The sequence below is a fragment of the Paenibacillus sp. FSL R7-0163 genome, assembly GCF_037969975.1.
GTDB lineage: Bacteria > Bacillota > Bacilli > Paenibacillales > Paenibacillaceae > Paenibacillus_AQ > Paenibacillus_AQ odorifer.
On record NZ_CP150224.1, the window covers coordinates 6363485 to 6386092 of the forward strand.

Sequence of the window (22608 nt, forward strand, 5' to 3'; positions counted from 1 at the left end):
AATTATTGATGCTGTTGATAATGGAGGGGGAGATGGATATGACAGAGCACACTATAGCGAGCAGACTTGAAGCATTAGGAATTGTCCTGCCTGAGGCTAGTGAACCCGCGGCAAAATACGCTAACTACGTAATTGTTAATGGCTTATGTTTTGTATCGGGAAAAGGACCGGCGGGCCATCCCAAAGGAAAGCTGGGACAAGACTACACTACCGAAGAAGGCTACCATTTTGCACGTTTAACGGGTATAGAGATCCTTGCCGTCCTTAAGACAGCTTTAGGTTCTTTGGATAAAGTGAAAAGAGTAGTCAAAATTCAAGGCTTCGTTAATGCAGATCCCCTCTTTGAAGAACATCATAAAGTGCTTAACGGTTGTTCAGATTTAATGCTGGAGGTGTTCGGAGACAAGGGTCTTCATGCTCGTTCTGTATTGGGTGCTGTTTCTGTAAGGGACAATCTTCCGCTCATTATTGATTCCATTTTTGAGGTAGAGGAACCTGTCTAGCGGGCTCCATGAGGGCATACTTAAAAAGAGGACTGTGGTACCGAAAGGTGATCGCAGTCCTCTTTTTTTAGGTGCTTATGCTGTAGCTAGATGCTCACCCCAATATTTGTAACAAAACTAATTACCCTTTTTTTAGTAACAATAGGTGCACATATCAATCAACGAGGTGATGACATCATGAAGTTTCAAAAGAAAGCTATGTTACTTTTACTACTTACATCTATGCTCTATACTGCTCCGGCCTATGCGGCGACAACGCCTCAGACTCCGGTTACAGCCGTCTATCTGGATGATCAACAGCTACAATTAGAGGCTCAGCCCTTGCTCGTAAACGATACAGTACTAGTCCCTATGCGCAAGTTATTTGAAGCTCAAGGGGCAAAGATTACTTGGAATAATGATACCAAGACCGTTAAGGCAACCAAGGGAGACCTGGTGCTGACCTACCATATTGGCGATCAAGCAGCGAATAAAAATGGCCATTCCTTAAGCGTAGCCGTTCCCGGCCAGATTGCCGGCGGTTATACGATGATGCCACTGCGTTTTGTCAGCGAAGCTTTGGGCAGCACTGTAAAGTGGGATACTGCTACTCGTGCTGTTCGTATCTACTCGGCAGTGGATTACGATACGACAATTCTATATGGAGTTAATCTGCGAAGTTTGCCAGATTCGTCAGCCCAATCAACGGTTCAGCAAATGTTGTCGGCAGGAGATAAGGTACATGTGGTTAGAGAAGTAGATGCTTTATGGTTAGAAGTGCGAACGCAGGATAACAAGAGTGGATATATCTCTGCTAAACCCAAATATAGCAATTATACGAGTGCTGCTCTTGTAGAGCGGCAGGGAAACGAGCTGCTTGCTTACGGAGAAAAATATCTGGGAACGCCTTATGAATTTGGCGCTGCTACTGACCAGACGTCAACCTTTGACTGTTCTTCTTTTGTAGGACATGTATTTAAGGATATGTTGGCAATTGACCTGCCACGTGTCTCTTACAATCAGGCCAAAGAGGGCAAAGAGGTTGGAATTAACGAGCTGCGCAAGGGGGATCTGTTATTCTTCAGTGCACGTGGACTTGATATTGGACATGTGGCGATTTACGCGGGAAATAATCAGATCTTACATACGTACTCCAAGGAGCTTGGCGTTCATTATGAAGCCTTAAGTGACAAGTGGAAGAAACGTTTGGTGACGGCTCGCAGATTGTTTTAGCTAGGTAATAATTAGGCTATAATTATCACGGTGAAGAAGCATCCGAATACATTTGGGGGATGAAGCAGATTGGCTAAGACCATAGTAGAAAAGTTGAAATCCCCTCTCCATTAAAATTTATCAGGAAAGAACTCCAGCAAGATGTGTGGAAAGCCTTAAACACCCTATCAGAAGCTAACCGTATAGTCACAATTCTCTACTATATCGACAATTACAAGGTTAGGGAAATCGCCGATTTCCTTGATTTATCCAGCGAAGCTGTTGAGAGTAGACTCCGTAGATCAAGAGCGATCTTAAAAAGGGAGATGTTGAGTACAGTGAATAATAATCTTAGTGAAAACAAATTACAGGACGAATTTAAGAAGAGAGTCTTTCAGGATGAAAGAATGACTGAAACGAATTTTCGCCGTGTGGCTATGGGCCAGAGTGAATTTGATGATATTGATATGCATAAGACAAACTTCTCCAATGTAAATATGGAGGGGACCGGATTCGATAATATTAATATGAGCAGTACCACCTTTAATGACATCAATATGCATTCTGTTAAGTTTAATGAAGTGGGGCTGTGGGAAATAGAGGTTAGTAACAGTGAACTAGGAGAGGCTTATTTCCACGATATTCATTTGTACGGCAAAGGCAATAAGTTTGAGCGATGCCAGCTGAACGGGACATCCTTTGTAGATTGTGATCTTTCGAACGTGGATATAAGAGACTGCAATCTTTCAGGCGTCACAGTAAATGGGATTTCATTAGAGCTATTGTTAGACAGCTATAATAAAAGGAAATAGACTATATAAATCATAGATTTAATCCGAAACCACTTCTTTCTAGGAGTGGTTTTTGAGTTTAGGGTATAATGGATGAAGAGTGTACAGCACAACCTATAGGAGTGAAAAATAGATGAAGCGCATCACCATTTTAATTGCGGATGATGAGGCGGAAATTGCCGACTTGGTGGCCTTGCATTTGCAAAAAGAGGGGTATCATATCCTCAAAGTGTCCGATGGAAGGGCAGCGGTACAAGCCATTGAGTCGCAAACGATAGATTTGGCGATTCTGGATATCATGATGCCGGGGCTGGATGGTTACGAGGTCACCCGCCATATTCGGGAGCATCATCATCTGCCGATTATTTTTCTGAGTGCTAAAACTTCCGATCTTGATAAAATCACCGGACTGGTTATGGGCGCAGATGATTATATGACCAAACCATTTAATCCAATGGAGCTGGTCGCCCGGGTCAATTCCCAGTTGCGGCGCTCCATACAATTCAGTCAGCCCGCAGCCATACCTAAATCGGTGCTAGAGGTTCGGGGATTGATGATTTCACCGGATGAGCATACGGTTACTCTTTATGGTGAGGTTATTGAGCTAACTCCAAAAGAGTTTGATATTTTGCACTTATTGGTCAGCCATCCTAAGCAGGTGTTTAGTGCGGAGAACATTTTTCAACAGGTGTGGGGCGATGCTTATTATGAGAGTGGGAACACGGTCATGGTGCATATCCGTACCTTGCGCAAAAAGCTCGGTGAAGACATCAATAAGAATAAATTCATTAAGACGATCTGGGGCGTTGGATATACTTTTAATGGGTAAAGCCCGTGAAATTTATTTATTTTAAGAAAAACTTTATATTTGTCCCGCCTTTTCTTTAAAGTGTCTTCGTTATTCTATTCCTATCAAGGAAATGGGAGGACATTGCTGATGAAGAAGTGGGGCTTTTTGGCGTTGGTTGTGTTGTTGCTTGGGTATGCAGCGGCTCGTTATTTACCGAATACGGGTAATTTAGGATACGATGATAAGATTCGCAAAGAATCTATTAGAAATAACAATAGTTTAGAGGTAGTAACACAAGATCAAGTGTATCAAGGGGATTTGTTGCTGGTGAACAAACAATACCCGGTACATGAGGATAGTGTGAAGTCTGATATCGTGACCTTATATGAGCAGGCGGATCTGGTGCAGGGTTATGGGCTGCTGGATACCTCGATTCGTTTGTCTGAAAGTGTAGCGCATAAATTCAATAAGATGGTCAAAGCTGCCGAAAAAGAGGGTGTGAATCATTTTTTAATTAGCAGCGGGTACAGGGACTTTGAAGAGCAAGAGAAATTATATCAGGAAAAAGGTTCGGACTATGCTTTACCGGCGCAATATAGTGAACATAATTTAGGATTATCTCTGGATATCGGGTCGTCCCAATCAGAAATGAGTAAAGCGCCTGAAGGAAAATGGCTGCAAAAAAATTCCTGGAAATACGGCTTTATTCTCCGCTATCCGAAAGACAAAACCGAGATTACGGGGATAAAATATGAACCCTGGCATTTCCGTTATGTAGGGTTGCCGCACAGCGCCATTATTCATGAGAAGGGGCTTGTGCTAGAACAATATTTGGATTTCTTGAAAGAGAACAAAGAGATTTCAACAACAGTAGACGGCAAAGCTTATACAGTAAGTTATTTTCCGGTATCCAAATACACTACGATCAAAATTCCACAGGAAGGGCAATATATGACGTCAGGCGATAACATGGATGGCATAATTGTTACTACATATTAATGACTAAAGAGCCGAAAAAAAAGTCTGCTATAAACCTTTTGCTGGCAGCGATATTTATCGTCTATATGTATTTTTTAATCCGAATTATTTTATTTAAAGGTGCACCGGTGAACTTATTATCGCTTTTGGATCAAGCGGGACGTATGTTTGAACATCCAGACAGGATTTTTAATCGGCGTGGCAACTATATCCCTTTTAAGGAGATCTCACGGGGGATGGACAATCTGTCACTTTCAGATCCTTTTTCATCTATTAATTTAGTAGGGAATCTGTTGGCTTTTATTCCATTTGGGATCTTGGTGCCTATGCTGTTATCGCAAAAAGTAAGGCTGTTTCAAAGAGTCTTCTTTCTCTCACTGGCGCTGAGCTTCTGTTTTGAATTCACGCAATTAGTATTGTATATCGGTACCTTTGATGTGGATGATCTTATTTTGAACACTAGCGGTGGGGTGGTTGGTTACTTTATCTATAGACTGTTGACTTCTTTCGGATGGATTGCATCTATATCAAAGCGGTGTTAGTATTTGTGGATATAGATCTAGGGTAGAAGGGGCATCGTATGAAAAAGCGTATTTCGGATATTGTTTCCATCATTGTAGGAGCTTTGTTATTCTCCTTGGCCGTTAATTTGTTTGTAATTCCAAACGAGTTCGGTGAAGGCGGGGTCACGGGACTGACTATGATTACTTACTATTTGTATCAGTGGTCACCCGGTATTGTTAGTTTGATTCTTAACGCTTTATTATTAATTGTGGGGTACAAATTTCTAGACAAAACTACGACGGTATACACGATTATTGCGGTGTTTTTCAATTCGTTATTCCTGATTCTTACGAAAAATTGGAATATTGGCAGTGATGAGTTGATAATTAATGCAATATTCGGGGGTATCTTCTCAGGTGTGGGGATCGGGCTGATTATACGAGTGGGTGGAACGACTGCAGGGTCAACCATCATCGCCAGAATCCTACATAAATATTTGGACTGGAACGTTAGTTACGCGCTACTGCTCGTCGATTTAATTGTGGTGTTCGCTTCGTATTTCATCATTGGAGTACAAAGTCTGATGTTTACGATCGTGATGCTCTATGTAGCCACTAAGATAATGGACTTCATTATTGAGGGAGTGAACCCTAAGAAGGCTGTTACGATTGTATCCCAAGAGCAGGACAAAATTGCTGAACAGGTTAATGGAATTATGGATAGAGGCGTCACAGTAATATATGGCCGTGGGTACTATACCAAGACACCTAAAGAGCTGCTGTATATTGTGATTAGCAAGCAGGAAGTGACTATGCTTAAGAAAATCGTCAAATCCATTGATAAAGAGGCATTTATTACCATACACGATGTAAGAGATGTATTCGGAGAAGGGTTTGTGGAGCTGTCAAAATAATAAGATAAAAAGCTATCCCGGAAGCTATAATGGCTGCTTGGATAGCTTTTTTTGATTTTGGGTACGTTATTGTGATGGATATCATTGCAATTATTGGTTCGTTCACATTTTTTCAATTTCCCGTGTGATTGAACGCACACTATGGCATGCGAAGCTTCTATATGCTTTTTATAGAGGAATTAATTTATTGCAGGAAAGAGGGTATTTAGATGTTAGATCAACAAACAATTGAAATCATAAAATCAACGGTGCCTGTCTTGCAGGTTCATGGGAAGACCATCACAACTACTTTCTATCGCATGTTATTTGAAAATCATCCGGAGTTACTAAATATATTTAATCACGCCAACCAACGGGAAGGTAAACAGCAGACTGCACTTGCTAACGCCGTACTCGCGGCGGCAATGAATATTGATCAGCTAGGAAATATCTTGCCTGTGGTAAAACAGATTGCGGAGAAACATCGGGCATTGGGAGTATTACCTGAACATTATCCCATCGTAGGTGAGACTTTGTTAGCTGCCATTGGGCAAGTACTTGGCGATGCGGCGACGCCAGAAATTATTGATGCTTGGGCAAAGGCGTATGGCGTGATCGCAGATGCCTTTATTGGTGTCGAAGCAGAGAAGTATCGTGAGGCTGCCGAAATTCCCGGGGGTTGGAGTGGATTTAGAAACTTTGTGGTTACTAAGAAGGTTAAAGAAAGTGAACTTATTACTTCCTTCTACCTTTCTCCTGAGGATGGAGGGGCTATAGCTTTTTACTTGCCGGGTCAATACATCACGGTTCGTGTTCAGCCTGAGGACGAGGAATACACCCATGTTCGCCACTATAGTTTGTCCAGTGCGCCGGGACAGTCGTATTACCGCATCACAGTTAAACGGGAAGGTGAGGGGCCCGATAAACCGGCTGGTGTCGTATCTACTTTCCTTCATGATGTTGTTCAAGTGGGATCTATATTGGAAGTGAGCTCGCCAGCGGGTGATTTCGTACTAAATAAAGATAGTGATCGTCCAGTGGTTCTTATTAGCGGTGGGGTTGGACTAACCCCTATGGTAAGTATGCTGGAGACGTTAATTGCTACGCAGCCAGAACGAGAGGTAACGTACATTCATGCAGCCATCAATGGAAGCTTGCATGCTATGAAAGAAATGGTGGCGGATTTGGAGCAGTCCCATCCTACCCTACGATCCTATGTATGTTATGAAACCCCAAGTGAAGGAGATACGTTCCATAAAACAGGTTATATTGATCTAGCTTGGTTGCAAGAAGTAACAGACGTAAACTCTGAATTCTATTTCTGCGGACCGACTCCTTTTATGAAGGCGATATATAAGGCTCTTAAGGAATGGAAGGTGGCTGAAGACAGAATTCATTATGAATTCTTCGGCCCGGCTGGAAGTTTGGAAGCATAAGCTGTAAAACCAAAAGAGCGTCACAGTCCTAATGACTGTGACGCTCTTTTTTTACAATAGAAGTTTATTTGAAGGCAGCGAATGGGTTAGTTCCCTTTGGTAATATTGAACTGAAATTAAAGGTGTACGTAGGAATTCCAGCCGCATAAGGGGCAATTTCATACTGTTGGTAGAAGATTGCAAGGCCACTCTCGGAAACGTAGAAGTTTGGTTTTTCTGTTAGTCCGCCAGGTGTATCTGGAAAAGCTAGCTCCTTGGTGCTTTCCTTCAACATTTTATCTAATTTTTGTTTGTAGTTTGGCTCTGCCTTCAGCAGGTCCTTAAGTTCTATTGGTTTGCCGTCTTTCAGCGAGAAGGTAAATCCTTCACGAAGGGCTCCACCATGAGCTCCACCTGTATAACCATACTGATCCGTCACTAAGCTTAGTACACCTTCACGGTTAAAGGAGACAACAAAAGTTTGAGAGAAGTCATATTTATTCTCTATAGTGCCATCTCTATGACTAGCCTGTTCTTCGCTCTCTGCGACGAATTGTTCAGCTTGCTTTTTGAAGATTGCATTAATCTTAGTTTGTACTTCATCTGTTAAGCCGCTGATTTTTGGATATTGCACTTTGATACTAGCATTTTTATTACTCTTATCTAAGGTTTCAGAGGTAATTTTGATGTCATTCATTACTTTTTTACTTAGATCAAGTGATTTCAATGAAGGATTATAAACGCCTTGCACTCCTAAATAGTCAGACAAGAGTTTGAATGGAACATAAATCCGGTCGTTGATGACCTTCACATCATGACTGCCGGTCATGCTATAAATGTAATAGCCATTCAGGGTTGTACTAACACCGTAATCTGAGACCTCCATGTCCAGCTTCATGGAATCGCTGCCCACACTATAAGTTTTAGTGCTTGCATTATAGTTAATGGAAAGGCCAAAAGCATCCCGTAGTACAGTTAAAGGGATCATGGTATTGCCGTTTACTATTTTCGCTTGCTGCGATAAGGTCTGGCCTTTATATTTAAGCACTACAGAGGGTTGCTGTGCGGCTTGTTTTACCGTATTTCCTCCGGTAGTTGCGGCTTGAACTGAAGTTCCTCCTACTAGTCCCGACCCTCCAAGCAATACTCCAGCAGCCAAGATGGCTGAGGTCCATTTCATACTTTTATTCATAACTTAATCTCTCCTTCCCAAGGATGGGCTTATGTAGTTGCAATATGATATTTTTTCCTCTATCACTCCTACAATTATACCTAGGTCCTAAATAGATTTGATTACAAAGGCGGTTACAGTGTTGTTGCATAGATATGCAAAAGGTATATACTTTTTAACCATTTTGTACGATTAAGACACTAGCATTAAGAATGTAAAGTAATTACGGTGAGCTCGGGGCGACAATTAAAACGAACAGGCATACGAGTTACTCCTATCCCGCGAGTGGTATAGACCTGAAGTTGGCTGTTGGGCAGTTGATATAATCCGCTTGAATATTTACTTCCGTGAGGCGGGGTATATAAAGCTCCTACAAATGGGAGTCGCACTTGTCCTCCGTGGCTATGGCCAGACAATTGCAGATCTATAGGCAGCTTACAAAAGTCATCGGCGAAATCAGGTTCATGGGCAAGGAGAATTGTGCAAGCCTCTTCCGGGATATGAAGCAGCGCTTGGGCAATGTCTGCTTTTCCGACCCAAGGATCATCTATTCCGGCAATATAGAGCTTGTCCGTACCTTGGGTTAAGACGATATGTTCATTATGGAGCACGTGGAAGCCCGATTGTGTTAGCCCTTTCGTTACAACCTTTCTGGTCCCAAAAGCATCATGATTGCCTAATACTGCATATTGTCCAAAAGGAGCCCGCAACTGAGAGCACAAGGCTACGGCTTCTGAAATATAATCGGCTGAATGATCTAATAAATCGCCGGTGAAACAGAGCAGATCTGGATTTACATGTTGAATTTGCTGCGCTAACTCCGTTAAAGCTTGCGGCTTGGAATATACCCCCTGATGTAAATCACTAAAATGAACGATACGAAATCTATCGAAGGCTGGAGGAAGTCTAGGAAGTGTAATGTCTACATATTTGATTTCCAGCCAGTAGGGTTCGATCCAATGTGAATAGATGCCGGATGCACCGGCTGTCCCAAGAAGCCCTAGAGTTACTTGAGCGCTTTTCTGTAGAAATTGTCGTCTGCTAATAGTATTCATAAACAAATCATACGTGGGGATTGTTACTCTACTATGACAATATTCATTTAATAACCCATTGTGACGATAAAACTACATATACATTTTTTTTATATGGGAGATGAAGAGATGAGTATTATCGATGCCTTAGTCCTCGCAGCACCTTATTTCAAAAAGATTCACTCGCAGGATATTATGATTGGAATCACGGACAGGGAGATCTTCCATTATTACGCACCAAGTAAAGTTATTGATCTCGGATTGGTTAAGGGTAACCCTATCCCTCCTGAAGATCTGTCGCTTTCAAATGGACTGAAAGGTATAGCAAGCTCTAACCGAATCCCAGCAGAAATTTATGGAGCTCCTGTAATCTCAACATGTGTACCTATCTACGGAACGGATGATGATGTAATCGGGGTTTTTGCCATTGCCTATACACTAGAGAACGAGAATAAGCTTGAAGGATTCACAGATGAGATTAATGAGATAAGCAGTCATCTAATGGAGATGGTGCAGAGCGTAGCTGCCCAATCTCAGGAATTATCAGCTACTTCGCAGCAAATATTAGACAATACGCGTAGAGCCGTAACGGAATCACAAGAAGTGAATAAGGTTGCCGGCTTCATTCGTGAGATTTCTGAGCAGACGAACCTGCTTGGGCTGAATGCGGCAATCGAAGCCGCGCGTGTAGGAGAGCAAGGGGCAGGTTTTGGGGTGGTTGCTACGGAAGTACGCAAACTATCCGTTAACACTAAAGAAGCAACCCATAATATTGAAAAATCACTGAGTGATGTTCAAAAGTCCATTAAGCAAATGGAGCAAGAAATTGAAGCGATCTCTGCTTCTTCACACTCACAAGCAGAATTGGTCACTGAATTCAGCGGTGTCATTGAGCGCCTGAATAAAGCGAGTAATGAAATGACGTCCTTTATGCAATCCATTATCCAGTAGATAGTGAATGCATAAGATTACTTCACCCAAACCATGCTAGAAGAGAACAGGCGCATTTCAGAAGGGAGCGTATTTCATTTATGAAACAACCCGATTCCAGTCTGCAAGCGAATGACAATGTAACTCAAGCCAAAAATTCTTTGGGCAAGCTTCATTTCTCTGTCTCTCAGGCACTTAGTCATCCAACAGAACAGACTTTGGCACAGGCTGAGAACCGCCTGGCACATACTGAGCAGGCGATTCAGCAAGCTCAGGACTGGCTAGGTCCTCAAGGTGTGGAGTTGGCTGAAGAACTGTTGGCCGAGGATAAGAGCAGACTTGCCTCATTGAATAAGCAAGGGAAACGTTCAGAGCGCTAAATGGTCCTGCCGCGACCTGTGAAGCTCCAAGCTTCACGGGTTGTTCTTATGCGCTGTTCCCTGAAAGATGTGGCATAGGAAGAGGGATGTTATACTGGATTGAGAGTTTAAGCAAGGGTTTAGATGGGGGATAAGGGATATGGATGGCAAGCACATCGAAGAATTAACCCGGCAGGCGGAAGTTTTCATTCGACAATGTTACGCTGAACTAGACAAGTCTGAAGCCGAGACGGATCATCGCATCCTAGCCGTACATGAGGAAATTAACCAATCAGGCAGTTACACACATACAAAGGAAGAATTAGCGCATGGTGCAAGAATGGCCTGGCGCCACAATAGCCGCTGCATTGGGCGTCTTTTTTGGCAATCCATTGAGCTGATCGATGGACGCCAAGCAGAGACTGAGGAACAAGTTGCTGAAGCGTTGCTGCGACATCTGGAAAAGGCGAACAACGGAGGACGTATTCGTTCACTCATCACGGTCTTCCGCAGCGGGGAAGATCCGAATCGGCAGATTCGGATCTGGAACCACCAATTGATTCGTTATGCCGGGTACCCTGGCGATGGAGAACACGAACGCGCTGGCGATCCGGCATCGGATGAATTCACAAAAATATGCCAGCAACTAGGTTGGCAAGGAACGGGTGGCGATTATGATGTGTTGCCGTTAGTGATCAGTATTGGCAACGGGCATCCCTACGTTTTCCCCATTCCTGATCACTTAATTCAGGAGGTACCGTTAACACATCCTGAAATTGAACGTTTTGCTGAGCTTCAGCTTCGTTGGTATTCTGTACCCATTATCGCGGACATGCAGTTGGAAATTGGCGGTATTCTGTACACGGCTGCTCCTTTTAACGGTTGGTACATGGAGACTGAAATCGGCTCGCGTAACTTGGGGGATACCGGACGATACAACACTTTGCCAGCTATAGCTGATGTGATGGGGCTGGATCGCTCCAGCAATACAACGCTTTGGAAGGATAGGGCGCTTCTTGAGCTGAATCGCGCAGTGCTGCATTCCTTCAAGCAAGCAGGTGTCAGCATCGTGGATCACCATACAGCAGCTGATCAATTTGTTCGATTCCAGCAACAGGAGAACGAGCAGGGGCGCAAAGTCTCAGGGCGCTGGTCCTGGCTGATTCCGCCTATGTCACCTTCGTCTACACCGATTTGGCATGATCGTACGTTAAAAGAATATGATTTCAGCCCTCGTTTTCTTTATCAACAATCACCCGTGGCAACCTGCCCATTTCACTAGCAGACGAAGGCAGTATAGGTCGCAACTTGAATCTGGATAGAGGCATTTTCCTTGGAGATGTCTCTTTTTGTTTGACTATAGAAAAAGCGCCAAGTTCCCCTCCTAAGGAAACTGGCGCTTTTTAGGCTTTTAAATGATCCAGAAAAATTTGTTTAAGCAGCTCAAGCTGATCGTCGGAGTCTAGATCCGATTCCAGCAGGAGAATATTTTTTTTCATCGTTAGTTTTCTGGAAAAGAGGGCAAAGCTATTCATGAGCGTAATTAAGGTCTCTTTTACGGGGAGACCCGCACGAATAGAACCGTCTTCTACCCCATTTTGAATGATTCTGGAATATTCATGCCAAATTTTGCGGTTGAGTGCATTGAAACTCAGAACATCCTCAACAGGCTCACTTGAGTGTGAGGCGTAGCTTTCGAAATTGACCATAAAAATAATACTTAGATGATTTTGATCCTGAATAAAGAAATCAAATAATTTCTCGATTTGTTCAAGACAAGTAAGGGGCAAGTCCGCTACGTATTTAAAATGATCGAGCATAGGCTCCAGCATTCGGGTGGCTACAGCCACTATGAGCTTTTCTTTTCTAGGAAAATAGCGAAATAACGTCGCAATCCCGATATTGGCTTCGCTTGCGACATCTTGCATCGTCGACTTTTCGATTCCTTTTTGTGAAAATACTCGTTCTGCGGATTCGAGGATCGTAATTAATCGTTGCTGCTTACCTTCGGATCGTTCTTTTTCATATCGTGTTTTAGGATTCATGAGGGCTAGACCCTTCCATTTTTTGATTGGGATTTTCAATTATTAGTATTATATCCACCGTTTATTGGATTAAGCAAGGAGTAGTTGTAGTTCTTTTACAAAAATGATATGATGTATATCACAGTGATAGTATGACTATCATCACTCAAATATTATATCACAATACGATTATAGAGGAGACCTAATTATGAATCGTCTAACTAATAAAGTAGCAATTATTACAGGTGCAGGCAGTGGCATGGGCCGTGAAGAAGCCCTTTTATTGTCCAAAGAGGGCGCTACAGTTGTGGCAACTGATATTAACGAGGCTGCCGTACAAGCAGTTGTGAAGGAAATTGAAGCAAATGGTGGACAAGCAGCAGCTTATGCACATAATGTGGCTTCCGAAGAAGACTGGATCAAGGTTGTAGAAGATGTGATTAGCAAGTTCGGGAAAATCGACATTTTGGTAAACAATGCAGGGATCTCATTCCCGGTTCAATTGCTCGAATCCACTGTTGATCAATGGAACAAAGTAATGAACATCAACGTGAGCAGCGTATTCCTTGGCATGAAGCATGTTGTTCCTCAAATGAAGAATAATAAAGGTGGTTCTATCGTTAATATTTCATCCATCGCAGGTTTGACTGGCAGCAGCGGTGCTGGTGCTTATACAGCTTCTAAAGGTGCAGTTCGTATGCTAAGTAAAGCAGCAGCTGTAGACTTTGGTAAAGATAACATTCGTGTGAACTCTGTTCACCCAGGATTTATCGAAACCCCAATGAGTGCTGAATTTGTAAATAACGAAAAAATGCATAGCTTCTTTATGTCTCAGACTGCGCTGCCACGTGTTGGTCGTGCTTCTGAAGTAGCTGAAGCTGTATTGTTCTTGGCTTCTGATGAAGCTTCTTACATTACAGGTGTTGAGCTGCCGGTTGATGGCGGAGTCGTAGCTAAATAATAATCTTTAATTAAGAAACACTAAGAAGCCGTCCCATACGTAGATTTTCTCTACGCGCGGGACGGCTTCTTTTGCTGTTTTAGGCCCATTTCTACCGAACATTAGCCTACACCCCTGCATACCATATAGCACTCGGATAGTAGGAGAAGGGTGTGGTGCAGAGATGGGCATCCAGTTAACAGCGCTCCATTATGTATATCTGGCATTTATCATATTTATAATGGCACTTCTGATCAAGAGACGGGACACAACGATGATCTGTATTGCGGGCATCTTTGTACTTGGGTGGTTAGCCACGGAAACCGTCAGTGGTTCAGTCACAGGTGTATTCAACTCTTTTGTATATGCAACCAAGGAGCTAATGGGTACGATCATGATTATTTCGATCATAGTAGCCATGAGCCGGGTATTAACACGCACGGGGATTAACGAGATCATGGTTGCTCCACTTACCCGCTTTTTGCGCACACCGTTCATAGCCTTTTGGGGGATCGGTCTGATTATGATGGTCACCTCATGGTTCTTCTGGCCTTCACCCGCAGTGGCCTTGATCGGGGTTGTGCTGCTGCCGGTTGCCATTCGAGTGGGACTGCCTGCTCTTGGAGCGGCGATGGCAATGAATTTATTTGGCCACGGGATTGCACTCTCAGGTGATTATATTATTCAAGGTGCGCCTAAATTAACAGCAGATGCGGCAGGACTTCCAGTGACCAGTGTCATGGAGGCGAGTGTTCCGCTTGTAATTGTTATGGGCGTGGTGACTACGATAACGGCGTATTGGATGATGCGCAGAGATCAGAAGAAGGGAACTTGGCGAGACGGGCTTATTGCCGGGAAAAGTGCCGGGAGTGCGTTATCTGCAGAGAATGATACGGCAGAGGATCCAGCGGTGATTCATCCAGCATTGAAACAATGGCTGGCCATCGCCATTCCCATCCTGTTTTTAGCCGATGTAGCAGGCATGTTCCTGCTCGATTTGCAGGGTGGAGACGCAACTGCCTTAGTTGGTGGTACTGCGGTATTCATTCTGGTTGTAGTCACCTTGTTGGCACATCGTAATAAAGGATTGGAGCAAGTAACCTCTTATCTGATTGATGGACTTACGTTTGGCTTCAAAGTATTTGGTCCTGTGATACCGATTGCCGCTTTTTTCTATCTGGGGGATTCGGCGTTTGCTGAATTATTCGGCAAAGTGCTGCCCGCCGCATCTCAGGGGATTGTAAATGATCTAGGGGTCGCTCTAGCTCATAACGTTCCTCTGAACGGCGCTGTGGGTGCAGTAACCGCGACCATAACCGGAGCCATTACAGGCCTAGATGGTTCAGGGTTCTCGGGCATTTCACTTGCCGGGTCCATTGGGAAATTGTTTGCTGTGGCCACACATTCCGATGCGGCGACTTTAACTGCGCTAGGTCAGGTAGCTGCAATTTGGGTAGGTGGAGGCACGCTGATTCCGTGGGCATTGATTCCGGCCGCCGCTATTTGCGGAGTAAGCCCCTTTGAGCTGGCGAGACGGAATGTTAAGCCTGTATTGATTGGGCTGGTAGTCACGACGATTGTCGCCATGTTTCTGGTGTAGAGGTTGGATAACTATAGGAAACCAAAAAAAGGCTGCCGAGAGAATCTCGGGCAGCCTTTGGGTGTGTTTAATGTATCCCTTTCATGAAAGTCTGAATTTTGGAAGAGAATAGGAAGAGGATAAGCGCAAGGATAAGGGCCACTCCACCAATTACTCCAAAATACATCATTTCGGTATCCGGGGTATAGAACTTCACAATCTGAGCATTAATTGCTTGGGCAGCGGCATTCGATAAGAACCACATACTCATCATTTGAGCGGTAAAAGCCGCCGGTGCCAGTTTGGTCGTTGCTGATAAACCCACAGGGGACAAGCATAACTCCCCGATTACGATGATAAAATAGCTGAGTACCAGCCATAATGGATTCACAAGTGAATTAGCTCCACCGAAATAAGCAGGTACTAGAATCACCAGGAAGGATAAACCTGCAAACAATAAACCAAGCGAAAACTTTTGCGGAATCGAGGGTTGACGGTTACCGAGCTTTAACCACAACCAGGCAAATATAGGTGCAAGAGTGATAATAAACAGCGGGTTAAGCGATTGGAACCAAGCAGGAGAAATGTGTAAGCCTGCAAAATCCAATTGGGTCCGTTTATCGGCAAAACTAGCTAGAACTGTGGAAGTCTGCTCTTGAATCGCCCAGAACATAATCGATGCGATAAATAAAGGAATGTATGCGAGAATTCTTGACCGTTCAACGGCTGTTGTTTTGGGACTGCGGTACATCATAATGAAATACATCGTAGGAATAAGTAAGCCTAATACCCCTACTATTTTTATTAATGTTTCAAAGGTAAGCACTCCGGTAAGAATGCCGATCGTAATCAAAATCGCAAGTACAACTAATCCTACACCAATCCAAGTAAAGATTTTTTTCTTCTGATCTGCAGGAATAGGGTTGTGTACAATCGTACCGGCCAGACCCAGATTTTTTGTGCGAGTCATAATATAAACGACTAGTCCAATAAACATTCCGACTGCGGCAATCGAGAAACCTAGATGGAAATTATTCATGCCTACTGCACCAACAATTAGTGGGGAGAGAAATCCTCCCAGGTTGATGCCCATATAAAAAATGCTGAAGGCAGCGTCACGGCGGTTATCCTGCTCGCTATAAATTTCGCCGACAATACTTGAAACATTGGGTTTCAGTAGACCCGTTCCGAGTACGATTAAAACCATCGAAGCAAAAAACAATGTGGTATTGCCTGGAATAGCCAGTAGTATATGCCCGAACATGATTAAAACGCCGCCGTAGAAAACAGCCCTCGAAGTCCCGAGAAGCCGATCTGCAAGCCAGCCTCCGATGATCCCTGACATATATACAAGCGATCCATAGATAGACATAATAGAAAGTGCCATATCTTCAGGTAATCCGAGACCGCCTTGGCTCACTTCATAATACATGTAGTAGACAAGGATAGCTCGCATGCCATAATAAGAGAAACGCTCCCAAAATTCTGTGAAGAAAAGGGTGAAAAGTCCCTTAGGATGTCCGAAGAAACCCTTTTGCGGGACACTATCTACTATTTTTTGCCGGTCTGTTACTGCCATGAATCAAATCCTCCTAGATGACAAATATCTATATATCATGATGCAAACGCCTCTATTTTATTTATAATTCTCTCCTGTCTAAGACCGCAACCCTTGGGCAGGAAGGTTTTGAATAATGCCATATTTTTTAGTAATATTTCCATTAGATCAATCGAACTTGCTTTTATTGTATTTATTTGACTGCGCCAGATTGAATGGTCTTACTTAGCGATTTATGATACTATTTACTCCTATATAGAAAGAGGACGTGAGCTAATGATCAACATAACGATTCCCAAAGCGGATGTTAGTATTACTAAACAAATTAACCCGCAGTTAAGCAATATTTACGGATTTACTGATTTTCACCTGATTCCGAGAGATTACGGCGGTATCTTTATGTTCTACAATGATCAGGATGAGTTGTTGTTTGTAGGTAAAGCGAGAAAGTTAAGACCAAGAATTAAAAAACATTTTGAAGACACCGTATCTGACATCAAGCAACATCGGGACGAGGTCACCAGAATTGATGTATGTTTAATCGAAAGTCCAGTTCATAGAGAGATCTACGAAACCTATATCATTAATGAACTGAAATCTAAATACAATGTAGACAAAGTGATGTTTAGATAATAGTTAGACTCAGGCGCCGTCCACGTGATGGTGCTTTTTTTGTGTTCTGAGATCAGCTGTGTGAATGAAATGGAAGTAAAGGTGCACAATATACAAGATATTCAAATCCATTACTGTTCACAAGGAGATAGGTCATATTGAAAAATAAGAATTTGATGTTGAAGCTAACCTTATTGTGTATGTTTCTGGTTGTAAGTGTTACACCTACAATTGCTGATGCTGCAGCAGCTAAAGAGAAAAAGAGCTCCCACAAGCAATGCTTAACCCCTTCCGTAATTGAGCTTAAGGATAATCTTAGGAAGTTATGGATCGATCATGTGGTATGGACAAAAAACTACATTGTTAGCGCCTTTGCAGATTCCGAGGATAAGGAGAAGGTACTGGCAAGGCTGTTACAGAATCAGCAGGACATAGGGGATGCCTTTAAACCGTATTACGGTGAGGCAGTTGGAGATAAGGTAGCTCAATTATTGCGGGAGCATATTCTTATTGCCGGAAAAGTCCTAGATGCTGCGAAGGCTGGAAATCAGGCCGATGTGGAAAAATACAATAAAGAGTGGTATACCAACGCCGATGACATTGCCAAGTTCCTTAGTAGTCAGAATCCCAAATATTCTTATGAACAATTAAAGGAAATGCTTCATGAACATCTGGAATTGATTACTGATGACGTGACGGCTAGAGTTAAAAAGGATTGGGATGCCGAAATTGTCGCATTTGATAAAGGGCTGGAGCATATGATCATGTTCGCAGATATTTTAACCGAGGGATTGATCAAACAATTTCCCGATAAATTCAATTGAAATCAAAGCACCCGAAGGGGTGCTTTTTTTATTTTGCAGAAGAAAATAGGTCTTTAGGTGCATTTCAGAAAGTTAGATATAAAGGCTCACTTACATACAAGATAAGTAAACTATAATAGACTCGTGGGCACTCGACATTTTTTGACATTTTTTTATAATTGAGGTGATAAAATCGATGATTTCCCCCTTTTTTAAAAAGAAAGATTCAGTGGATAAGCAATCCAAGTCGGATATGGTTCAAAAGGTACAGTTATTAGATGATCAGGTCGAAGAAATAGAAGAAAAGACCTCGGACGAGACTTTAGCTGGATTGGTTACGACAGGCAAAGCTCAGCTTGATAAAAAATCACTCGATTTGATCTTCTCCGTGGAGCAGATTATTCAGGCCAGACAACATGCGGAGACCAATATTAATGAGCTTCAGGATCGGTTGACCCATTCCAGCAGTCATGTGGAGCGATTAAACCGGGATATGAAAAACCTTAATAAGGTCATTGAGGAAAGAGAAAAGAATGTCCGCGAGCTTGAGCATAAGTTGATTGAGAGAAATTTGAAGGTCGATCAAGTGCTGGAGGATTACCGCGAGCTTCAAACTGCGCTCACAGCTGAGATCGAGGAATTAAAGAGTACCATTGAGCTGGAGCAGCAAAAATATGTAAATCTGATTCAAAAACATAACGAAGCCCATGCAGAGAAACTTAAAAAGATGAATGATCTGGAAGAGAAAATCGGACGGGTTGAGATTGAGAATGCACATTTAAAACAGAAGTACGATACGATTCGCCAAGAAAAGGCGTATCTCTCGGGTATGATCAGCGATTTCACCAATCGGATGACGGTTCCTTTTGGGAGTGGCAGTAGTCTGACGGATCGAAATGATGGAAACGGAGATACATAGGATTCATGGCATCTAAGGAACCGGACACCATTCTAATGATTGAGTTACTGTCGCTTGAGCATGAACAGGCCGGTTATCAGATTGAGGTAGGTCTAACCCGTAATGTTGGGTACGCAAGAAGCAAGCTCACCATAGATGAATTTACATACGAACAATTGAAGGCGCTAGGTCCCTTTTCCGGAGGGAGAATGAGATTGTCGCTGTATCCGAAGTGGGATCCTTTTCGGAATAGTTACTACAGCACACTGATTATAATGAACAGAGCATACAGCGAAACATTGTATTTTGCCTGTTCTGAATATTATGTAACCCAACTTCTTCAATTAAAGCAGCAGGACTATCCTCAAGCAGAAGAGGAGAGGGTAGTTCAGACCATGCTTCCCTCTACAGAACCAGGGCATAGGATAAGCAGAAAGAAGACCAAACGAATTGGACTGGTTGCACTGCTGTGTCTCATGTTCGCTTGTTTGATATTTGTGTTACCTCTGCGAATGGATGGACAACTCGTAGATAGTGCTGAAGCGCTGGAGGAACCCGTATTAGGGGCCGACTCTGAGCCATTACTTTCGGTGCCGTTCGTTACCCTTGCGCAGACGATATCGGTTCATAACCAGCAAGCCGAGCCTACACCAGAACCTTCGGCCCCTCCTCAGGAACAGACATTGCCGTACGAAAAGTATGAATTACCCGAGAATGAATTTTTGTATAGCTTGCCAAAGGGTTACGTTGCCTTGTCATTTGATGATGGACCGTCAAAGTATACGAAAGAGATCGTAGATATTCTAGTAGAACATAAGGTGGCTGCCACCTTTTTATTCATTGGGAATAAAGTAGCTCATAATGCGGAAGCCGTTAGGTATGCTGATGAGCATAAGATGTCGGTTGGGAGTCATTCGTGGGATCATAGCAAAATGACTGCTAATAGCGTTGAGGAGAACCGGAATAACTTGGCGAAGACTAATCAGGCGCTGGAGCAAATTACACAATCGCCGATTACTATTTTTCGGCCGCCATATGGGGCGATCAATGACAAGTTAACCGCCAAGGTGACGGAACAGCAGATGAAGGTATTATTGTGGAATCGTGATCCCGAGGATTGGAACGTCAAGAACCCAGAGGATATTCTTCAATATGTTCATCATGCCGATCCGTCCGGCGGAGTCTATCTATTTCACGAAAAGAAGATTACTGTAGAAGCTTTGCCTGCTATCATTAAGTATTTTCAAGAGAAAAACCTGAAATTTGTTGTGTTTAAATAGAATCAGAGAATCCATGTTATTGCAGAATAAAAGTGGCTGTTACAGGGTTGTGATCACTGTGTTCGAAGGATAACTCATGACCCTGTACGCCGCTTATGCTGACGTTTGGTGAGACTAGAAAGCCATCAATCACTGCGCGGAAATTCACACCTTCTGTATAGGCAACATCGAGCGTCCGGACGGAGGGTACCTTGGCATCTACAGCCCACTGAAAGTCCTGTTGAAAATGTTCAGGGAATTCTTGCAGCCATTGCGGCCAATCCTGCGTTGTCTCGAAAGCATCAGGAGCTGTACCCGGAAGGGAATGGTTCCAATCTCCCCCTAAGATGAGGTAATTCCCTTTGTCATTCTCCTTCTTGATATAAGCCGATAAATACTCCAATTGCTGTTTGCGAATCGTTCCGCCTTGGTCAAAAGCTGATAAATGAAGATTGACTAGAATCAGTTCTTTTCCATTATCAACGGGGAATCTGCTCTCCACAAAAGCACGGTCGAGATCAAATTGTTGGCGAGGCCAGGTTTCTTTGCCCGGGAGATCATATCTAATATTACTTGTGCTGTTAAAACGGGATAAAGTTAATAAACCGCTGTTCACCGAGCCCATCGGATCAAGAACTGGAAGCGGTACCCAAGGTACCTTGTAGTTGGTCGCGAAAACATTGCTGTAATCAGCGAACTTATTCGACAAGAAAGAGACTTCATCTATACCGTTGCTACGGGAAGAATCGACGTCGACCTCCTGCAACATGAACAGGTCCGAGTCTGTAGTTGTCATAAGGGACGCTACGGCCTCAAGGTTTGTCTTCGTTTGTTCCCTACTGCTTGAGCGTGACTTTGTTCCGCCATCCATAAAGAAATCTTGGCCTTTATCCAACCCGGCGTAGCCAATATTAAAGGTGGTTACCGAGAAGGACTCTCCCTGCTTCAGTACTTGCTGCGGATTATTGTTTACAGTAAGGGTAGTAATCTCCTGTGGTTTATAGTCAGTGAGAGTAATATACACTAAAAAACCGCCAAGGATTAGAACGGCAGCTAGAAGGGTGAGGCTGATTGCTTTTATTCTTGTTGAACCCATATGATTCCATCGCTCCTTAGATACATGTTCATAGAACAGACTTTAATGGTGTAAACTTCGACACAACCCAATAACTCCCCTTGTTTTAATAAAAAAAATTTGAGACAATGAGTAGTGATGGTCTGAACTTTAACGTTTTGAAAAGAGGATAACGAATGAACATAGAATCCATTTATGGATTAACTTTTGATCAACTGGCGGCATGGCTGTTAGAACGTGGACATAAAAAGTTTCGGGCTACGCAGGTCTGGGATTGGCTTTATCGGAAGCGGATTACAGACTTTTCGGAAATGCTCGATGTAAATAAAGATTGTGTAGAATTATTAGAGCAGAATTTTGTCATTCATACCTTGGAAGAACATGTGAAGCAGGAATCTGCGGATGGAACGATTAAGTTCCTGTTCCGCCTAAAGGATGGCAACCTGATCGAGACAGTGCTTATGAGACAGAAATACGGCTTGTCTGTATGTGTAACCACGCAAGTGGGCTGCAATATCGGCTGCAGCTTCTGTGCAAGTGGGCTATTGGCGAAGAGCCGGGATCTCTCCAGCGGAGAGATTGTGGAGCAGATTATGAAGGTCCAGCAGCATCTGGATGCGGCGAACCTGGATCAAAAGGTCAGTCACGTCGTAGTGATGGGCATTGGCGAGCCATTCGATAACTTCAAGAACCTTCTCGATTTCCTGGCGATTGTCAAAGATCACAAGGGACTAGCAATTGCGGGTAGAGGGATTACCGTATCAACGAGCGGATTGGCTAACAAAATCGTTGAATTTGCGGATGCGAATACGCAGGTGAACCTGGCGGTTTCTTTGCATGCCCCTAATAATGAACTGCGGACGCAGATCATGAAGATTAACAAGGCCATTCCAATAGAGAAGCTAATGGAGTCTATAGATTATTATTTGGAGAAAACCAAGCGGAGAATTACGCTGGAATACATTCTGATGAAGGATGTAAACGACGGCAGAGAGCATGCGCTTGAACTGGCTGAGCTGATTGGTGATCGACGTCCGCTCGTCAATGTGAACTTGATTCCATATAACCCGGTGGATGAACACAGCCAATATCAAAGAAGCGAGCGGGAGACGGTGCGGGCCTTTTTTGATACCTTGAAGAAGCAGGGTGTCAGCGTAAGCACTCGTCTGGAGCATGGTGTGGATATTGATGCTGCCTGCGGACAGCTGCGAAGCAAACAAATCAAGAAATCCAAAGCCATGGCTTGATGGACTACCTCGACAACAATATGTTACTTTTTGTGATACAATGACGTGGCAGGTA

The 22608-nt window shown here is 43.3% G+C and carries 23 protein-coding genes; 18 read left to right on the forward strand and 5 right to left on the reverse strand.

Translation table 11 applies throughout. The features are described from left to right. Nucleotides 1–38 precede the first annotated feature (38 nt). The 8 genes from NST45_RS27950 to hmpA all read left to right on the forward strand — a co-directional run bounded on the left by NST45_RS27950 (nucleotide 39) and on the right by hmpA (nucleotide 7085). On the forward strand, nucleotides 39–503 hold the full coding sequence (locus NST45_RS27950) for a RidA family protein (RefSeq protein ID WP_339824308.1): 465 nt from the start codon (nucleotides 39–41) through the stop codon (nucleotides 501–503). A gap of 177 nt (nucleotides 504–680) precedes the next feature. Beyond that, entirely contained in the window at nucleotides 681–1715 is a 1035-nt protein-coding gene (locus NST45_RS27955) for a stalk domain-containing protein (RefSeq protein ID WP_076140620.1), read from the forward strand. A 143-nt stretch (nucleotides 1716–1858) separates the two neighbouring features. Then, complete coding sequence (locus NST45_RS27960; protein WP_094901022.1) at nucleotides 1859–2506, forward strand: pentapeptide repeat-containing protein; 648 nt, start codon at nucleotides 1859–1861, stop codon at nucleotides 2504–2506. Between the two features lie 112 nt (nucleotides 2507–2618). Continuing rightward, nucleotides 2619–3314, forward strand: coding sequence for a response regulator transcription factor (locus tag NST45_RS27965; protein WP_076124136.1), 696 nt, complete (start codon nucleotides 2619–2621; stop codon nucleotides 3312–3314). Between the two features lie 108 nt (nucleotides 3315–3422). Further along, nucleotides 3423–4274, forward strand: a complete 852-nt coding sequence (locus tag NST45_RS27970; protein WP_339824312.1) for a M15 family metallopeptidase — start codon at nucleotides 3423–3425, stop codon at nucleotides 4272–4274. Nucleotides 4275–4339: 65 nt separating this feature from the next. Beyond that, on the forward strand, nucleotides 4340–4795 hold the full coding sequence (locus tag NST45_RS27975; RefSeq protein WP_339826256.1) for a VanZ family protein: 456 nt from the start codon (nucleotides 4340–4342) through the stop codon (nucleotides 4793–4795). Between the two features lie 38 nt (nucleotides 4796–4833). Next, nucleotides 4834–5670: a YitT family protein gene (locus tag NST45_RS27980; RefSeq protein WP_036682251.1), complete on the forward strand. Its 837-nt coding sequence runs from the start codon at nucleotides 4834–4836 to the stop codon at nucleotides 5668–5670. Between the two features lie 209 nt (nucleotides 5671–5879). Then, the gene (gene hmpA, locus NST45_RS27985; RefSeq protein ID WP_076179233.1) at nucleotides 5880–7085 is read left to right on the forward strand and encodes an NO-inducible flavohemoprotein; all 1206 of its coding nucleotides are present in this window, start codon (nucleotides 5880–5882) and stop codon (nucleotides 7083–7085) included. A 64-nt stretch (nucleotides 7086–7149) separates the two neighbouring features. On the opposite strand, the gene NST45_RS27990 is transcribed toward hmpA, so the two are convergent. Both NST45_RS27990 and NST45_RS27995 read right to left on the reverse strand, forming a co-directional pair. Then, a complete protein-coding gene (locus NST45_RS27990; RefSeq protein WP_076132759.1) occupies nucleotides 7150–8256 on the reverse strand; it encodes a DUF4163 domain-containing protein in 1107 nt (368 codons plus the stop codon). Between the two features lie 185 nt (nucleotides 8257–8441). After that, the gene (locus tag NST45_RS27995) at nucleotides 8442–9290 is read right to left on the reverse strand and encodes a metallophosphoesterase (protein ID WP_339824315.1); all 849 of its coding nucleotides are present in this window, start codon (nucleotides 9288–9290) and stop codon (nucleotides 8442–8444) included. Nucleotides 9291–9398: 108 nt separating this feature from the next. On the opposite strand from NST45_RS27995, the gene NST45_RS28000 reads away from it, so the two are divergent. The 3 genes from NST45_RS28000 (at nucleotide 9399) to NST45_RS28010 (ending at nucleotide 11840) form a co-directional block, all read left to right on the forward strand. Further along, the gene (locus NST45_RS28000; RefSeq protein WP_036682244.1) at nucleotides 9399–10220 is read left to right on the forward strand and encodes a methyl-accepting chemotaxis protein; all 822 of its coding nucleotides are present in this window, start codon (nucleotides 9399–9401) and stop codon (nucleotides 10218–10220) included. 80 nt (nucleotides 10221–10300) lie between these two features. Then, nucleotides 10301–10579: a hypothetical protein gene (locus tag NST45_RS28005; protein ID WP_076140629.1), complete on the forward strand. Its 279-nt coding sequence runs from the start codon at nucleotides 10301–10303 to the stop codon at nucleotides 10577–10579. A 139-nt stretch (nucleotides 10580–10718) separates the two neighbouring features. Continuing rightward, a complete protein-coding gene (locus tag NST45_RS28010) occupies nucleotides 10719–11840 on the forward strand; it encodes a nitric oxide synthase oxygenase (protein WP_339824317.1) in 1122 nt (373 codons plus the stop codon). Between the two features lie 121 nt (nucleotides 11841–11961). Here the strand turns inward: NST45_RS28010 and NST45_RS28015 are convergent, their stop codons facing one another. Further along, nucleotides 11962–12603 (reverse strand): helix-turn-helix domain-containing protein, encoded by a 642-nt coding sequence (locus NST45_RS28015; RefSeq protein ID WP_036682238.1) that lies wholly within the window; start codon nucleotides 12601–12603, stop codon nucleotides 11962–11964. 187 nt (nucleotides 12604–12790) lie between these two features. On the opposite strand from NST45_RS28015, the gene NST45_RS28020 reads away from it, so the two are divergent. Continuing rightward, nucleotides 12791–13543 (forward strand): SDR family NAD(P)-dependent oxidoreductase, encoded by a 753-nt coding sequence (locus NST45_RS28020; protein ID WP_038573803.1) that lies wholly within the window; start codon nucleotides 12791–12793, stop codon nucleotides 13541–13543. A gap of 163 nt (nucleotides 13544–13706) precedes the next feature. Beyond that, complete coding sequence (locus tag NST45_RS28025) at nucleotides 13707–15122, forward strand: hypothetical protein (protein ID WP_036682233.1); 1416 nt, start codon at nucleotides 13707–13709, stop codon at nucleotides 15120–15122. 67 nt (nucleotides 15123–15189) lie between these two features. Here the strand turns inward: NST45_RS28025 and NST45_RS28030 are convergent, their stop codons facing one another. Further along, nucleotides 15190–16680 carry a peptide MFS transporter gene (locus tag NST45_RS28030; protein ID WP_036682231.1) on the reverse strand — a complete coding sequence of 497 codons (1491 nt, stop codon included), beginning with the start codon at nucleotides 16678–16680 and terminating at the stop codon, nucleotides 15190–15192. A gap of 255 nt (nucleotides 16681–16935) precedes the next feature. On the opposite strand from NST45_RS28030, the gene NST45_RS28035 reads away from it, so the two are divergent. The 4 genes from NST45_RS28035 to NST45_RS28050 all read left to right on the forward strand — a co-directional run bounded on the left by NST45_RS28035 (nucleotide 16936) and on the right by NST45_RS28050 (nucleotide 20252). Continuing rightward, nucleotides 16936–17292, forward strand: a complete 357-nt coding sequence (locus tag NST45_RS28035) for a nucleotide excision repair endonuclease (protein WP_036682230.1) — start codon at nucleotides 16936–16938, stop codon at nucleotides 17290–17292. Nucleotides 17293–17429: 137 nt separating this feature from the next. Then, complete coding sequence (locus NST45_RS28040; protein WP_235219468.1) at nucleotides 17430–18095, forward strand: glycosyltransferase; 666 nt, start codon at nucleotides 17430–17432, stop codon at nucleotides 18093–18095. Between the two features lie 175 nt (nucleotides 18096–18270). Further along, complete coding sequence (locus tag NST45_RS28045) at nucleotides 18271–18993, forward strand: hypothetical protein (protein ID WP_036682228.1); 723 nt, start codon at nucleotides 18271–18273, stop codon at nucleotides 18991–18993. Between the two features lie 5 nt (nucleotides 18994–18998). After that, a complete protein-coding gene (locus tag NST45_RS28050; RefSeq protein WP_076099743.1) occupies nucleotides 18999–20252 on the forward strand; it encodes a polysaccharide deacetylase family protein in 1254 nt (417 codons plus the stop codon). A 16-nt stretch (nucleotides 20253–20268) separates the two neighbouring features. Here NST45_RS28050 and NST45_RS28055 read toward each other — a convergent pair whose 3' ends face one another. After that, complete coding sequence (locus NST45_RS28055) at nucleotides 20269–21327, reverse strand: endonuclease/exonuclease/phosphatase family protein (RefSeq protein ID WP_339824321.1); 1059 nt, start codon at nucleotides 21325–21327, stop codon at nucleotides 20269–20271. Between the two features lie 155 nt (nucleotides 21328–21482). Between NST45_RS28055 and rlmN the strand changes: the two genes are divergently transcribed. Beyond that, nucleotides 21483–22553 carry a 23S rRNA (adenine(2503)-C(2))-methyltransferase RlmN gene (rlmN, locus tag NST45_RS28060; protein ID WP_036682223.1) on the forward strand — a complete coding sequence of 357 codons (1071 nt, stop codon included), beginning with the start codon at nucleotides 21483–21485 and terminating at the stop codon, nucleotides 22551–22553. The last annotated feature ends 55 nt before the right edge of the window (nucleotides 22554–22608 follow it).